The organism is Planococcus massiliensis, assembly GCF_000821325.1.
Taxonomy (GTDB): domain Bacteria; phylum Bacillota; class Bacilli; order Bacillales_A; family Planococcaceae; genus Planococcus; species Planococcus ruber.
Genome location: NZ_CCXS01000001.1, coordinates 834,121 through 847,774, shown reverse-complemented (window position 1 = coordinate 847,774; position 13,654 = coordinate 834,121). Strand labels below are relative to the sequence as shown.

Below are 13,654 nucleotides of genomic sequence, written 5' to 3'. Positions count from 1 at the left end.
CTTTTCTTTTAGCTATTAGATGCAAAAACCCCTTGGCCTTATGTGCGGCCAAGGGGTTTTTCCTGCTTATCGTGCAAGCAAGTATTCGATATAGTTGCGCCAGTTCGTGTTTTTCGCAAACTCGAAATCCGGCTGTTCGCTTGGAAATGGCATAAAGACTGCCGGCGGAGAAGTGAAGTTTTCGAGCTTGCCGTCTGTGACAACGACTGTTCCTGGAACCACGCCTTCAGACAACACCGCTTTGCCATTCAAATCAAAATTGACCATAACAGGAACGGCGGCAGCATAGCCTTTTTCAGTTAAGGCATTGACTGAGCCATTCATGTCTGCCCGATCGAAGATCCACGATTCCGGCAAGGCAACAGCATCCGCTGCCTCGTTGGTGATGATCGAAGCGTTGGCTTTGCTGCCAAACGGCATGCTTGCTTCAATCGGCTCGTCAGTCATGATATGCACGGCATAAAATGCCAACGGATTTTTCTGCTCTTTCGGATCCAATGTCCGGTAAGCTTCCAGCCATCTTGTTTCTTCAGCAGGAACCTGTGATTTTTTCAATACCGTACCAGGCATTGCTTTCCCCATGCCTTCCGCATGGACAAATACCCGGTCCTGTTCGGAAACATCCTGCCATTCGTCTTCTAGCACATAAGTGACAAATGATCTTTCATTGGAATAAATTTCAATGCTAAGCGGTTCCGAGTTCCGCTGAATGGAAGACACGACGCCTTCCACCGGACTGATCAACGCCGGATTTGAAACACTTTGCGCCAATTGCGCTTCCACAACGGCCAGTTTCGAATCGATGGCTGCCAGCTGCTGCTCAGCTTGGGCAATGCCCGCTGCATACGAGCCGTCTTGCGGCACTTCTACATCGACCCCGACAGACAAGTCAACGTTCAGTTCAACCGTGTCGCCTTCTCCGTTTGTGACAGTCGAGTTATCCGAAGCGTCTCTCGACTCTGAACGGCTTTGCTGGCTGGAGCGAGCCGATTCAAGCGAAGATTTCGTGCTTTGGACTTCGCCTCTTTCCTGCAGCAATGCATCTCGTTCAGATTCCCAAATGGCGCGCTGGTCTTCTGATTCGGCTTCGTTCAACATCGCCAGTTCTGAACCCGCTTCAATCACGTCTCCTTCAGAAACAAGCCATTGCTCAATCGCTTCTGAGTCTTGAACGTAAATTTGCGTCGCACCAAGCGGCTCGATCAAGGCCTCTTTTGCTAACTTTTCGGTGTACGTATTCGCATATGCCCGTTCGTATTCACTGACGTATACGTCTTTTGCCAATATGCTTTTGTCGCCAAACATCAATAAGGCATTCGTGGCCAAAAATGCGGTGACAGCGACGGAAAGGCCGATGAAAAAGAATCTATTCAACGGAAGCGCCTCCTCTCGTGAAATCGGCAATGATTTCATCAAGCGGGATCAAGCTGAACGAGGCGACCGCCAAAGCCACAACCACGTGAATGAGAATCAATGCAAATAAAACCTTTTTCGGAGAGTATTCTGTAAAACTCCGGACATAACGGTATTGCACAGCAACGATGAGTGCGGTGAACAGCGTCAGTTGATTGAAGAAGAAAGTTAAAAACGGTACATCCAGGAATGATGCCGCCATTGGCCCAAACGATAGCATGGAAACGGGCAGCGTATAGCCGACAACTGCAAAAATCACGAACGTAATGGCTTTCTCAATAATTAAGAGGGCGAGGACGTACGTCTGCATGACCAGAGCTGACCGCCAAGGCATCTTCGTTATGCGGGCGAATAAATAAGCCACCCCGTAGGAATGGAATGCCAGGTAAAGCCCGGCCCAAATCAACGTTCCGGCAAGCGAAGTCCAACGTGCGAGCGTATACGTATCCCATTCGCCAGCGGCAAGGTACGGCGTCAACGAAGACGTATTCATCCCCCAAATTTCGCGCAGCGCAAAAACCAGCAAGCCTAGAGCGAAAATCCAGGCAAGCCGCTGATTAAATCGTCTCATCTCCGATTCGTGCAAATTATGTATAAGTTCTCCCTGTCTGGTAAAATAATGCCAGAATTTAAAATCAAATATCATGCGTTGTGATTCCTTTCGGTGCAAATGATGGTTCTGCATACTTTACTTTACCAAAAAACGCTAATCTTTGAAACGCAAAACCTGCCACATTTTTCAATATGCGGCGCTTTGAGCCAAAAGGCATAGAATAAGCACCGCCAAATCCAAAAAACGCCAGAAAGCTCTGCCTAAAATAAAAACCTTCCGAGGAAGCGGAAGGTTTAAATCTTAAACGATTTTATATTTCTTATGTGAAATTACGGTCATATTGGATGCCGCACCAATTTCTTTTGCATCTTCCGGCGAAATCTCGACAATTACCGAATTATCCATGATTTTAAAAATGGTTCCATTGACTTCCACGCCATTGCGAGTGAAGGAGATCCATTCGCCAATTTTGCGAGCTGCTACAAATTCAGAAACTTCTTTTTCATGTGGTTGAAATGCCATCGTTATCCTCGCCTCTCTTTATAGAAACAATATCTATTCATTATAGCATAAATCGACGAGGATTTCACCTCTTAAGGCGCTTTACATTTCGGGGGCTGACGGACCGTTTCACTTTTCTTTATTGTCCAGACTCCAACGGCCAGATTCTTGGGACATAAACCGTTCTGGCTGTGCGGCATAGATCGCCGCTTCGCCAGCCCGTCTTATGCCCGGCGAATCTACACGGCCGTTTCCACTTTTCTTTATGTCCAGACTCCAACAGCCAGCCCCTCGGGATCTTAAGTCACCCAGCTCTGGAAATCAGGATTTCCGACGCTGTGCGCCTTAAGCCTGTCGGGGCTGACGGGCCGTTTCCGCTTTTCTTTATTGTCCAGACTCTAACGGCCAGATTCTTGGGACATAAACCGTTCTGGCTGTGCGGCATAGATCGCCGCTTCGCCAGCCCGTCTTATGCCCGGCGAATCTACACGGCCGTTTCCACTTTTCTTTATTCAACGCCCGGCAGGATGGTCAATGTTTTTTCATCCGCATCGAGCCTTGCCTTCACGCCAAGCGGTACGGAAAAATGCGGTTCGCAGTGGCCGATCTTGAAGCCTTTGACAACCGGGACTTTCATTTCTTTGAAATAATCCTCTAAAACTTGATCCAAAGTCAGCGATCTTTCCGGCTTTTTCGGTTCCGCGTTTTTAAAATCTCCGATAACCACTCCAGCCACGCCATCAAATTTGCGGGCCATGCGCAAATGGTTCAGCATTTCATCGACTTGATACGGCTCTTCGTCAATATCTTCGATCAATAAAATTTTGCCGGCCGTGTCCAGATCAAATTTCGTGCCGATCGCTGAACGGATCAAAGACAGATTGCCCCCAACCAGTTCCCCTTCCGCCACACCGCTTGTCAACGCAGTCAAAGGCGAGATTTCTTCCGAATAAAACAATTCAAACGGCGCAAACAGCTGGCCGAACATCCGGGCGCTGCGTTCGTGGAAGGTATCTTTCCCAACATCAGAAGCAAGCATCGGCCCGTGGAAAGTGACAAGGTCTGCGTATTGGCCAATGGCCGTATGCAAAAACGTAATATCGGAATAGCCCCAAAACACTTTCGGGTTTTCTTTGATCATTTGAAAATCGATCTTTTCTGTATAGCGGGCTGCTCCATAGCCGCCGCCGGCACAAATAATTCCTGCGATTTCCGGGTCTTCAAACATGGCATGGAGATCTGCTAATCGTTCGTCATCGCTCCCTGCTAAATGGCCGTGTTTCGCTTCGACCGACTTCCCCATTTTCACTTTTAAGCCCAGCCCTTCTATAAAAGGCAATGCTTTCTGCAAGTTTTCAAGATTCGGCGGGCTTGACGGCGAAATGATCCCGACCGTATCTCCTTTTTTTAAACGTTTTGGCATTGTGCGCAAATCCATCCACTCCTTCTTATCATTTATATTCATATTCCTGATCGTTTTCAGCAGAATTTTGCTTGGTCGGCAAGTTCTGTCATGACGAGCATCGCGCGGTAGGCTTCCAGTATATCTTTTGCCTGGAACCGGACAACCGTGGTGCCTTCTTCAATTTCACAGCCTGGCATCATTGCGGCCAGCTCCGCTTCTCCGTAATTGGTGAATTCAATCCGCAGGAGCGGCGATTCCGGGGGCACGAGCGGCTCCACATTCCCACGGTTTTGAATCGCTTCTTTCGTCTTTTCTTTTAGGAGTTGCTGCGCTTTTTTCGGATGAAGGGTCTTCACCGCTGAACGCGTTATACTTTCTTTCACTGCTGCTGTGACAACATTCGGGATAAGTGCTTCCGCTTCCCGGCAAGCACAGTCATCGCCGGCGACGAATAACACCGGTACTCCAAAATGACCCGCTACATAGGCGTTAAAACCCAGCTCTCCAATTTCGGTTTCATTGATCCACATGGAGCGGACCGCAAAAACCATGGCATGCGACATGACGCCTTTTTGTCCAGCACGTGCGTGGTAGCCGGCCAACAGCAGACCGTCGAAACTGGAATCCAGCCCTTCTACCATCGATAGCCTCTTGACGCCGCCCGTGATCAGTTCCGCCTCTTCATGCAAATCTTCTGCAATGAGATTGTTCATTTTCGAATGGCTGTCGTTGATGACAAACCGGGCAGCCCCTTGTTCATATGCCCCCTGGATAATCGCATTGGCATCTTGGGTCATCAGACGGCGGCCGCGTTCATAATTCGGTTCTTTAGACATCACATATGTATAATCCGGAAGCGCTGTAACGCCTTCCATATCCATCGACAAATAGAATTTCATAACGGCTGATTTCCTTTCCTCTCAACTTCTTATTTACAAATGTAGCAATAGCAAGCGATGAATACAATTGCTATCTATTCCTTGAAGCAAGGAAAATCGATTCTTTTCATATGAAACGGACGAATTACAAATTATTTAGAATTTTTAGTCATTTAGATTCATGACGGATTCTACAAGATCTCTTATGATAACAATAAGCTATAAATAACAGGGAAATCGCAAAAGGGTTTCCGCTATAGCATACTAGATCTTCTGACAGCAAAGGAGCGATTGCAGATGAATTTTGAAAAAGTATTGGAACTGGAATTAGGAGATCTAGCACTTGGATTGGTCGGTTCGACGATATTTATGTTCATGCTGACGATTTTCACAGCTTTATGAGAGGTGACTTATGAAGAACCCTAAAGAATAAAAGCCCTTTTCCGCATATCCGGAAATAGGGCTTTTATTCGTTTTTGCGCACTTAAAAACGCCTGCTCCTCTTTAATGGCCGGGGCAGGCGTTTATCCATAATCCATATCCACTTTACAAACCTCCATTTTGTTGTTCTTCGAGCAAATGATGGAACATTTCTTCATTGCGCTCTGATAATGCATAGTCGATCATGCGGTTGAAGTTTTCTTTTTCAAGAAAATGAATCGCTTCTTCAGCTTCTTGCTTCGCTTGGTCGTTCACTTCCAGCAAGCCCGCTCTTTCTTCCTGCAAAATCGCCTGAAGGTGCGTGTGGATATCTGAAACCAGCAGCAGTTGATAAAGCGGCAAACGGATGAAACGGTTTCCTTTCTGGAACACAAACACTTCCGAAAGGTTTTCCACTTGGAAGGTGTTTAAATTGACGACAATTTCTTTTCCTTCTACTGGGATAAAGTGAAACAGCTCATCATCTTTCATGATTGAGAAATATTGATAAGCAAAGACGAATTTAATCAGATGATCTTCTTTCTTTGTATAAAAAGGCTTCATCAATTTCACGTGCAACATGACACTCCCCCCTTTATAAGAAATTAGAATTTTCTTACTACATCAATCATACCATGAATTTGCGGTTTCGGATATAAAAAAGCACGGGATAGCCAGCCATGCCAATTATTTTTCTGCCTTCAAAACAGCAGGCAACACCAAAAAATGCAATTGATCCGGGTGGACATGAAGAAACAGAGAATCGATCAGGCAATAAATAAAATCTTCAAATGCCTGTTCAGTCAACTGGCCCCTGTAAAAGACAATACGGTTGTTTTTAAAATCGAGCCGCACGGCTTTCAATGGACTATTACCTGAAACTCGTTTTCCGATGAATACGAAACTTTCCTTCATCGGCAATGCGAGCCAGGAAATTTTTCGGTATTCGTCATTGGCAATCAATAGAAATAATTCAAATCTTTCCACATCTTCTTGCTTTAACATATACCCAAAATCCGGTATCTCCAAAACATATGAATTGATCAATCTTACTCCCCCTTGGCTGGCTTCATTGTTTAGAAACTGTTCGTTTAGTCTGCAAATATTGCTTTGCCTGAAACTCTCTTAAAGCAATTGTTTTGTTCTAATTCAACGGGAAGGCGATGCCGTTTTCTCTCTTCCCACTCCTCCTACGCGCCTACATGACAGCATTCGTGATGATTTCATCAAGAAAATAACAAAGAGAATTCCGTGATTAAAATCTAAATACCTAAACAAAGACAGCAATTAACTTTCCTTCATCGTTTACGGAGAAGCTGTAAAGCCGTATAATAGAAGGAAAGTTTTATTTTGGGGCGATGTAAATGGCAACAGTTCAACACTTGGCAAAACGTTTTGATGATACGATCCACAATTATATGGCTGCTATCGACGACTCACTCAATCCATCTCGTGAAATGGATGAGGAAATGGTTCGAAAAGCAGTCTTTTTAGTGCGCCATGATGGCGTCCAGATTCTGTCGTTCAATGAAGAACGGCTCCTGCTCGAAGCCATCGTAAAAGACGCTCATACAGTTAAAGTTGTTTTGAATTTCGAAAAAATGACAGCGGTTTGCGCCTGTCCGCAGGAAGAGAACTGCCGCCACAAGCTTGCGGTCGTTTTTTCCCTCTACCAAAAAATCGGCTCGTTATCGGAATGGGTGGCCGCTTGGCGCGCCCGCCCAGCAGAACAGCTTAATTTGCTGACGGATAAACGGTCTCCGGTGCAATGGGTCCACATTATCCGCAATGCATGGCGGGAACCGGTTCCGGATTACACGAAACGCAATTATTTCTACTTTGAACAGTTATATGACGGCCGATTGAAAAACGCGTTGTCATTTGTTCCGCTTGAACGTGAATGGAAAGTATTCTACCGCACCTATGCCCATTTGGTTTCTTTGATGGAAGTATGGGAAACGTATATCGCCGGCACCCAGGAAGTGCACCATTCGTTCTTTAAAACGTGGTTCGATGATGAATTGCATGCGCTCCGTGATCTGTTGGAACAATTACGCGTTCAGCACCGCACATTTGAAGCGGATGCTTTTCTGGAACATTTGAGAAACTTGGTGCATAGTTTTGTTACGGTGAAAGACGGATCCTTTTCGCAGCGCTTTACGGTTTATCAGTTGTTCTGGACATCTCTATTTACGACAGCGAAGCTCCGGAAAGATGAGCTCGCTTCGTTTGCCCGTCCAGAACCGCGAATCGAAGCCTTTTTCGCCATTCTGCTTGGCGATAACGTCAAAGCAAAAAAACTGACACCGGATGAAACACCGGATTGGGTGCAGCTTGCCATCCTCGCAGAAAGCGAAACACATGAGCAAGCGTTGACCGCCATTTTGATGTCGATCAAACCGAACGTGAAAACCTTCCTATTTGAAGGCCTTTATACACAATACCGCCACCAATATGTGCGGGTATTGAGCAGGCTGTTTTCATTGATCCATTTAAGCGAAGCCGATTGGGAAGATTTGTTTAAACAGTTCGGCCATTACGGCCTCCCGGCTTATTCCACTTATTTAATCGAGAAAAAACAGTTCAAGCAATGGGCGGAACTTCACCACCTCCACAATTCCCCGCTTTATTTCGCGGAGGAATGCGGCTTGAAAGAAGTGCAGGAAGCTGCTCCGGATTTCGTCCTCCCTCTGTTCCACCGCTATGCGATGGATTATTTGGAAGAACGCAACCGCCCCAGCTATAAACAGGCGGTCCGGATGTGGAAGAAAATGAAAGCCGCTTGCAAGAAAAGCGGTCAACTGGAGTTCTGGAATGCGTATATCAATGAGATTCGTACGCAAAACAAACGCCTGCGGGCACTCCAGGAAGAGATCGAGAAAGGACATCTTGTATGAATCAGTTCCAAACCGAAGGAAACCGCACCTATTATTTAAAAATCCGGCGCTCGGAAGAATTCCGGGTGCAGGCGATAAATGAAACCGGCAACCGGATTCCGCCGGAAGTCTGGAAACCGTACCTATACTTCCTCGACAAAGAAAGCTTTTTCGGCTTGACTGCCCGGATCGACGGACTTGATCTGCTATTGACGCCTGCTGAATTTGTTCGTTTATTTCAGCGGGAAGCGCATCACTATGTGTCCTTTTCCGGCCAGACTCCAGAAGACGAAACGTGGCTGAATCTTGCGGGAAAAGTGGCCGATTCCTTAAACGATCCAAAGCTATGGGATCATATCTCGGTCGACGGAGAAGACATTTTGATCGATTCGGCATACGGAGATCCGGAAATCCAGGATTTTCTGAGCGATACCATCAAACATCAATTGCGCCAAAAAGGATTGTCCACGGCTCAGCTGCCATTCATCCAGCATTTTGTCCAGCAGGCCGGATGGGACGGTTTGCCTGCAAGCGACGACTACGTCATGGCAGTCCAACTCGGCGAACCGCAGGACGATGCTTTCTGGTCCTTTAAAGTGGTTCTTCGCTCCAAACGCGGAAGCGTCTACTGGACCCCTTCCAAACGGCGAATGGATGAACCTTTCGATAAAGTGCTGCCTGAAAAATGGCGGAACCATCAGCAGGAGATCAAAGAAAAACAGATGCTGATCCTGAGCCTCTGCCCTTCTGTAGAAAACTATGACGAAGACCGCCTTTACCACGCGGAATGGACAGATGCAGAAGTGCTGGAGTTCTTGCGCAATGATGCGGAAATTCTCCAATCATTCGGCATCGAAGTTTCCATTCCCTCTTGGCTAAAAGCGGTCCAAGAATCCAAAATCCGGGTGAAGGCCAATATCCATTCGCCGGTCAAAAAAGCTTCCGTAGTCGGCTTGGATCAAATTGTCCGTTTTGACTGGCAGTTTTCATTGAACGGCCACGAGCTCAGCATGCAGGATTTCCAACAGCTCGTAGCTGAGAACAAAGAATTCATCCGCATCGGCAATGAATGGGTACGGGTAGATTCCAATTTGCTCATGCAGCTTCGGAAAATGATCGAAGAAGCGGATGACGCCGATTGGACAATTAAGGACATGCTGTTCCAGAATGTCCCGGAAATTATGCTTGAGGAAGGTGCAGATGAAGAAGACCCGCTCATTGAGTTCCATCTGAATCGATCGTTGCGGACCTTGCTCGATAAATTGCTGGATAAGCGCGATTTGCCGGAAACACCGATTCCTGAAAATCTCCATACAGAACTTCGCCCTTATCAAAAGACTGGCTTCGATTATTTAGTGTTCATGCGCGAAGAAGGCTTCGGCCTTTGCCTGGCAGATGATATGGGACTTGGAAAAACGGTGCAATTGATCACTTACCTTCTGCATGTTCATGCGAAGAAGCCGGAGCAGCCTTCATTGATCATTTGCCCGACTTCCGTGCTCGGCAACTGGCAAAAAGAGCTGGAACGCTTTGGCCCGGACTTGAAAGTCGTCACTCATTACGGCAGCGCCCGGCCAAAAGGCGAAGATTTCCAGGCGTTCCTGCAGAATGAGAAACCGGATGTCGTGTTGTCTACGTACGGCATCGCGTCTTCCGATGCAGAAGAAATCCAAGGCGTCCACTGGACGAGCATCACATTGGATGAAGCGCAGAATATCAAGAATATGTATACGAAGCAATCCCGCACCATCCGCAAATTTAAAGGCGACCATCATATCGCTTTAACTGGGACCCCGATTGAAAACCGGCTATCTGAGCTTTGGTCGATTTTCGATTTTATCAATAAAGGCTATTTGTATCGCATCAAGCAGTTCCAGGAGAATTTCATGATTCCGATTGAACGCGACGATTCCGAAGAAACGAAAGAAAAGCTGCGGCAGCGCATTCAGCCATTCTTGCTGCGCCGTACGAAAAAAGATCCGGACTTGCAATTGAATTTGCCTGAGAAGCAAGAGCAGCTGGAATATTGTCCACTAACGCCGGAACAAGCAGCTTTATATGAAGGTTTAGTGCAGGACACGGTGCAGAAAATGGAGACGCTCACCGGATTTGAGAAAAAAGGCCTTGTTTTAAAGATGCTCAGCAAACTAAAACAATTATGCAATCATCCGTCATTGTATTTGAAAGAACCTTATACTTCCGCCGCAGAAATATTGCCGCGGTCTCAAAAACTTGAACGCATTGTGACTCTGGCGGGAGAAATTGCCGAGCGCGGAGAACAATGCCTGATTTTCACTCAATATATCGGCATGGGGCATTTATTGCAGCAAGCCATCAATGAATTATATGGCCATGAAGTTCCCTTCTTGACTGGAAGCATGCCAAAAAATCAGCGCGATTCTCTCGTAGCTGCTTTCCAGAACGGCAAATTTCCGATTTTCATCCTCTCGTTAAAAGCGGGGGGAACCGGTTTAAACCTGACAGCAGCTACTCATGTGCTGCATGCAGACAGATGGTGGAATCCGGCAGTCGAAAACCAGGCAACAGACCGGGCTTACCGAATCGGCCAAACCCAATTCGTGCATGTCCATAAATTCGTGACCATTGGCACAATTGAAGAAAAAATTGATGCGCTGCTGACTCAAAAGCAGACAATGTCCGAACAATTTATCCAGTCCAGCCAGTGGATGACGGAGCTGTCAGACAGTGAATTGAAGGAACTGTTTACGTATAATCTATAATGATCCGGCTGAGCCCCCACCCAACCGGATCTCCTTCTGGTTAGCGAAAACGTCATCCTTGCTGGACGGAACGGATGCTTTCTTTCAGTTCACCTAGTTCCCGCTCCGCCTCTGCCAAACGGCGATGAAGCAAGGCGGTCAGTTTGATTAATTGCTCCATATGCACTTCCAATTGCAATTGAACGTTTTTTGGCATAACTAAGTGCCTCCTTATCCTAATTAAGTGCTTATAACAGTGGCCGTTCCTGGCGGCTGGAAATCAAAGTCTGCTTCAGACCCAGGTTCCAGCGGTTTAGGAGCGGCTTCTTCTTTTGGCCGTTTTTTATCCAGAAAACGGATTTGATCCCCCAGCACTTCTGTGACATAAACGCGGGAACCGTCTTCTTTATCGTAATGGCGGGATTGCAATCTCCCTGTCACTGCTACCAAAGAGCCTTTGGTGCAGTATTTCGAAACGTTGTGGGCAGGCTTGCCCCAGGTGGAGCAGAGAACAAAATCCGTTTCCACTTCTCCTCGCTGATTTTTGTAATTCCGGGACACAGCGACGATGAAAGAAGTATGTACGCGCCCTTCGCTCATCACACGCATTGTCGGGTCTTTTGTTAAGCGGCCAACGATTCCGACTTGATTCATTTTTTCACCTCCTTTTGGCTTATTAACACTATACTAAGGAAAGTGAATATTGCGCAAAAGGCGAAATTCCATTTTTGGTTCGAAAACGACGATGAAATCTGATTTTTCATCCAATGCAAAAATTGTTTTTTTTCGAAACCCTAATGGCTAAGCGGTTTCTGAAGTCTTTTCTGGTTTGTGGAAAAATGGAATTTGGCATAATTACAGGAAAAATAAGCCGGATTTCCAACCGATAAGCGGCATGTTTTCGGCTATGCTATACTGAAAAAAAGCGATGTTTGGAGGAATTGGCGTGAAGACATTTAAAATGCTGTCACTTGGAGTTGTTAAAGACGACGAAGTGATCGATTATCCTTTAATTGACGGAATCATCATCAATCAGGAAAATAGCCACCGCTCGTGGGTGCTTGAAATGCTGATGGAGTTGGACTACAAGGAAAGCTTCGATCGCATGATGGAAACTGGGCATATTTACGATGTGAAAGTCGTTATCTCTTATCCAGGAAACGAACCGGCCACTTTTGAAGTCGCCATCTACGACGTGAAAGTCATGGGCCACCAAGTTTCCGTGCTCATGAAAGGAACCTTAAAACGAGCGCGCCGGAAATACGCGGAAACGCTATTGTCCGAACTGCTTGAAGACGGACTCGAAGGCGAGGAGCTGCTCGAGCGCTTCGAGTCGGACATGCGCACACGTCCAGGCTTGCGAAAAGACGAATCCAAAGCATAAGAAAAGGCTGGCCAAGATGGAATTCCATCTCGCCCAGCCTTTTATATAATTAGTTCTTCATGGCTTTTAATTTCGTTTCCACAAAAGCTGCTTCTGCTCTGCATGAATAATCGAAATGCGTGTCCATCGATTCCTGCATGATTTCAATGCGGGCGATCTGGTCTTCTGAAGGCGGCTCGTTCAAAATCTTATCGATGATCTGATTCATTTTATTCGCCACTTCTTCATGGAACTCCGGGCTTAACTTGACTTCAAGCGGAACTTTCTCATACCAAGCGGCTCTGTTTTCAATATAGTCTTTCCAGACTTTGACAAAGTCTTCTAAATTAAAACGTTCTTCATCCCACTCGATATCCGCCATGTAGGCTTCAAATATTTTTGAGATGGAGCGTGTGATGCTGCTTTTAACGCCTGTCGGCAATGTTTTGTACATGGTAAACCTCCTACACTCCGCAAGAAAGAATAGCACTTGCTTCCCGCTATTCCCCTCCTATGTATTTCCCTGAATCATTTTACAGGAATGAACTTTCAAATACAAATCCGAGTTTATTTTTCAACTACCGGCCCTAACGCGAATAAAATATCGCATTCACAAGCGATTTCGCCGTCGACTGTGGCAATGGCATGCCCTTTGCCCATCGATCCGCGCAATTTCGTCAATTCCACTTCCAACCGCAATTGGTCGCCCGGAACGACTTGGCGCTTAAAGCGGCAATTATCGATGCCGGTGAAGAATGCCAAGCGGCCTTTGTTGGCTTCCAGCTGCAATACAGCTGCCGCTCCAACTTGCGCTAAAGCTTCGACGATCAGCACACCCGGCATAACCGGATAACCAGGGAAATGGCCATTGAAAAATTGTTCATTGGCTGAGACGTTCTTTAACCCTACCGCTTTTTTGCCCGCTTCGATTTCCAAAATCCGGTCCACCATCAAAAATGGATAGCGGTGCGGTAAAATTGCCTGAATTTGTTCGGTCGTTAACATACTCCCACTCCTTCAACCATAAATTATGTATTTGCTTAAAACTCATACAAGCGGAAAAATTATTTCTTTCCGCTCATGATGTCTATGATATGCTGCCATGTTTCCCATTTCAGGGCATCTTTCGGTTCGCCGTCCCCAATGACGCCATAACCGACCATAGCCCCCAGAATTGCCGCCAGCACGATCAATGCCAGGACAAGAACAATTCGAAGCCAGATTGGAAATAAACGAATTTGGACCCACCAAGTCTGTTTATCATCCTTTTCCGGAGCCTTTTCGGCTTTTGCTTGTTTTCGAAGGGAGACCTTCTTTTTTGTTTCAGCCATTCACTCAGTCAACCTTTCTATTGATGCATGCCTATCTAAGGCAGTCAATCTTCAAGAATTCTATACGGCAGTGGCTACACCCTGTATCGCTTTTTAAGAGATCCGGATTCCCACTTCGGTAATATGCATTAATTATCATTATACTAAAGATTTTTACCATCGCCATAAGGCATTCTGCTTAAAAGTCGACTGAT

At 46.3% G+C, this 13,654-nt stretch carries 15 protein-coding genes; 3 read left to right on the top strand and 12 right to left on the bottom strand.

Features of this window, described 5'->3' with window-relative positions; genetic code table 11:
* Positions 1–66: 66 nt before the first annotated feature.
* The 7 genes from BN1080_RS04285 to BN1080_RS04255 all read right to left on the bottom strand — a co-directional run bounded on the left by BN1080_RS04285 (position 67) and on the right by BN1080_RS04255 (position 6,217).
* Positions 67–1,374: an efflux RND transporter periplasmic adaptor subunit gene (locus BN1080_RS04285; protein ID WP_052650707.1), complete on the bottom strand. Its 1,308-nt coding sequence runs from the start codon at positions 1,372–1,374 to the stop codon at positions 67–69.
* The gene (locus BN1080_RS04280) at positions 1,367–1,984 is read right to left on the bottom strand and encodes a hypothetical protein (RefSeq protein WP_052654393.1); all 618 of its coding nucleotides are present in this window, start codon (positions 1,982–1,984) and stop codon (positions 1,367–1,369) included. Before BN1080_RS04280 ends, BN1080_RS04285 begins: the two co-directional genes overlap by 8 nt.
* Positions 1,985–2,266: 282 nt before the next feature.
* The gene (locus BN1080_RS04275) at positions 2,267–2,488 is read right to left on the bottom strand and encodes a DUF2187 family protein (RefSeq protein ID WP_052650706.1); all 222 of its coding nucleotides are present in this window, start codon (positions 2,486–2,488) and stop codon (positions 2,267–2,269) included.
* A 487-nt stretch (positions 2,489–2,975) separates the two neighbouring features.
* Positions 2,976–3,899: a S66 peptidase family protein gene (locus tag BN1080_RS04270; protein WP_052654391.1), complete on the bottom strand. Its 924-nt coding sequence runs from the start codon at positions 3,897–3,899 to the stop codon at positions 2,976–2,978.
* 47 nt (positions 3,900–3,946) lie between these two features.
* Entirely contained in the window at positions 3,947–4,771 is an 825-nt protein-coding gene (locus BN1080_RS04265) for a M55 family metallopeptidase (RefSeq protein WP_052650705.1), read from the bottom strand.
* A gap of 525 nt (positions 4,772–5,296) precedes the next feature.
* Entirely contained in the window at positions 5,297–5,752 is a 456-nt protein-coding gene (locus tag BN1080_RS04260; RefSeq protein WP_052650704.1) for a hypothetical protein, read from the bottom strand.
* A gap of 105 nt (positions 5,753–5,857) precedes the next feature.
* Complete coding sequence (locus tag BN1080_RS04255; RefSeq protein ID WP_052650703.1) at positions 5,858–6,217, bottom strand: hypothetical protein; 360 nt, start codon at positions 6,215–6,217, stop codon at positions 5,858–5,860.
* 317 nt (positions 6,218–6,534) lie between these two features.
* On the opposite strand from BN1080_RS04255, the gene BN1080_RS04250 reads away from it, so the two are divergent.
* Complete coding sequence (locus BN1080_RS04250; protein WP_052650702.1) at positions 6,535–8,067, top strand: hypothetical protein; 1,533 nt, start codon at positions 6,535–6,537, stop codon at positions 8,065–8,067.
* Positions 8,064–10,787, top strand: a complete 2,724-nt coding sequence (locus BN1080_RS04245) for a DEAD/DEAH box helicase (RefSeq protein ID WP_052650701.1) — start codon at positions 8,064–8,066, stop codon at positions 10,785–10,787. The genes BN1080_RS04250 and BN1080_RS04245 overlap by 4 nt, the downstream gene beginning before the upstream one ends.
* Before the next feature lie 52 nt (positions 10,788–10,839).
* Here BN1080_RS04245 and BN1080_RS17160 read toward each other — a convergent pair whose 3' ends face one another.
* Positions 10,840–10,983 carry a hypothetical protein gene (locus BN1080_RS17160; protein ID WP_199876584.1) on the bottom strand — a complete coding sequence of 48 codons (144 nt, stop codon included), beginning with the start codon at positions 10,981–10,983 and terminating at the stop codon, positions 10,840–10,842.
* 23 nt (positions 10,984–11,006) lie between these two features.
* Positions 11,007–11,420, bottom strand: coding sequence for a single-stranded DNA-binding protein (locus BN1080_RS04240; RefSeq protein ID WP_110925567.1), 414 nt, complete (start codon positions 11,418–11,420; stop codon positions 11,007–11,009).
* A 292-nt stretch (positions 11,421–11,712) separates the two neighbouring features.
* Here BN1080_RS04240 and BN1080_RS04235 point away from each other — a divergent pair, with 292 nt between their 5' ends.
* Positions 11,713–12,150, top strand: a complete 438-nt coding sequence (locus tag BN1080_RS04235; RefSeq protein WP_052650700.1) for a YwpF family protein — start codon at positions 11,713–11,715, stop codon at positions 12,148–12,150.
* 49 nt (positions 12,151–12,199) lie between these two features.
* Here BN1080_RS04235 and BN1080_RS04230 read toward each other — a convergent pair whose 3' ends face one another.
* The 3 genes from BN1080_RS04230 to BN1080_RS04220 form a co-directional block, all read right to left on the bottom strand.
* Positions 12,200–12,583, bottom strand: a complete 384-nt coding sequence (locus BN1080_RS04230) for a hypothetical protein (RefSeq protein ID WP_052650699.1) — start codon at positions 12,581–12,583, stop codon at positions 12,200–12,202.
* A gap of 113 nt (positions 12,584–12,696) precedes the next feature.
* Entirely contained in the window at positions 12,697–13,134 is a 438-nt protein-coding gene (gene fabZ / locus BN1080_RS04225) for a 3-hydroxyacyl-ACP dehydratase FabZ (RefSeq protein ID WP_052650698.1), read from the bottom strand.
* Positions 13,135–13,193: 59 nt separating this feature from the next.
* Positions 13,194–13,460, bottom strand: coding sequence for a DNA-directed RNA polymerase subunit beta (locus BN1080_RS04220; RefSeq protein WP_052650697.1), 267 nt, complete (start codon positions 13,458–13,460; stop codon positions 13,194–13,196).
* Positions 13,461–13,654 lie beyond the last annotated feature (194 nt).

What these genes read in the sequence shown, in the direction of transcription:
- BN1080_RS04280 (WP_052654393.1), bottom strand. Translation starts at nt 1,984, where the DNA reads ATGAGACGATTTAATCAGCGGCTTGCCTGGATTTTCGCTCTAGGCTTG.
- BN1080_RS04275 (WP_052650706.1), bottom strand. Translation starts at nt 2,488, where the DNA reads ATGGCATTTCAACCACATGAAAAAGAAGTTTCTGAATTTGTAGCAGCT.
- BN1080_RS04265 (WP_052650705.1), bottom strand. Translation starts at nt 4,771, where the DNA reads ATGAAATTCTATTTGTCGATGGATATGGAAGGCGTTACAGCGCTTCCG.
- BN1080_RS04260 (WP_052650704.1), bottom strand. Translation starts at nt 5,752, where the DNA reads ATGTTGCACGTGAAATTGATGAAGCCTTTTTATACAAAGAAAGAAGAT.
- BN1080_RS04250 (WP_052650702.1), top strand. Translation starts at nt 6,535, where the DNA reads ATGGCAACAGTTCAACACTTGGCAAAACGTTTTGATGATACGATCCAC.
- BN1080_RS04245 (WP_052650701.1), top strand. Translation starts at nt 8,064, where the DNA reads ATGAATCAGTTCCAAACCGAAGGAAACCGCACCTATTATTTAAAAATC.
- BN1080_RS17160 (WP_199876584.1), bottom strand. Translation starts at nt 10,983, where the DNA reads ATGCCAAAAAACGTTCAATTGCAATTGGAAGTGCATATGGAGCAATTA.
- BN1080_RS04240 (WP_110925567.1), bottom strand. Translation starts at nt 11,420, where the DNA reads ATGAATCAAGTCGGAATCGTTGGCCGCTTAACAAAAGACCCGACAATG.
- BN1080_RS04230 (WP_052650699.1), bottom strand. Translation starts at nt 12,583, where the DNA reads ATGTACAAAACATTGCCGACAGGCGTTAAAAGCAGCATCACACGCTCC.
- fabZ (WP_052650698.1), bottom strand. Translation starts at nt 13,134, where the DNA reads ATGTTAACGACCGAACAAATTCAGGCAATTTTACCGCACCGCTATCCA.
- BN1080_RS04220 (WP_052650697.1), bottom strand. Translation starts at nt 13,460, where the DNA reads ATGGCTGAAACAAAAAAGAAGGTCTCCCTTCGAAAACAAGCAAAAGCC.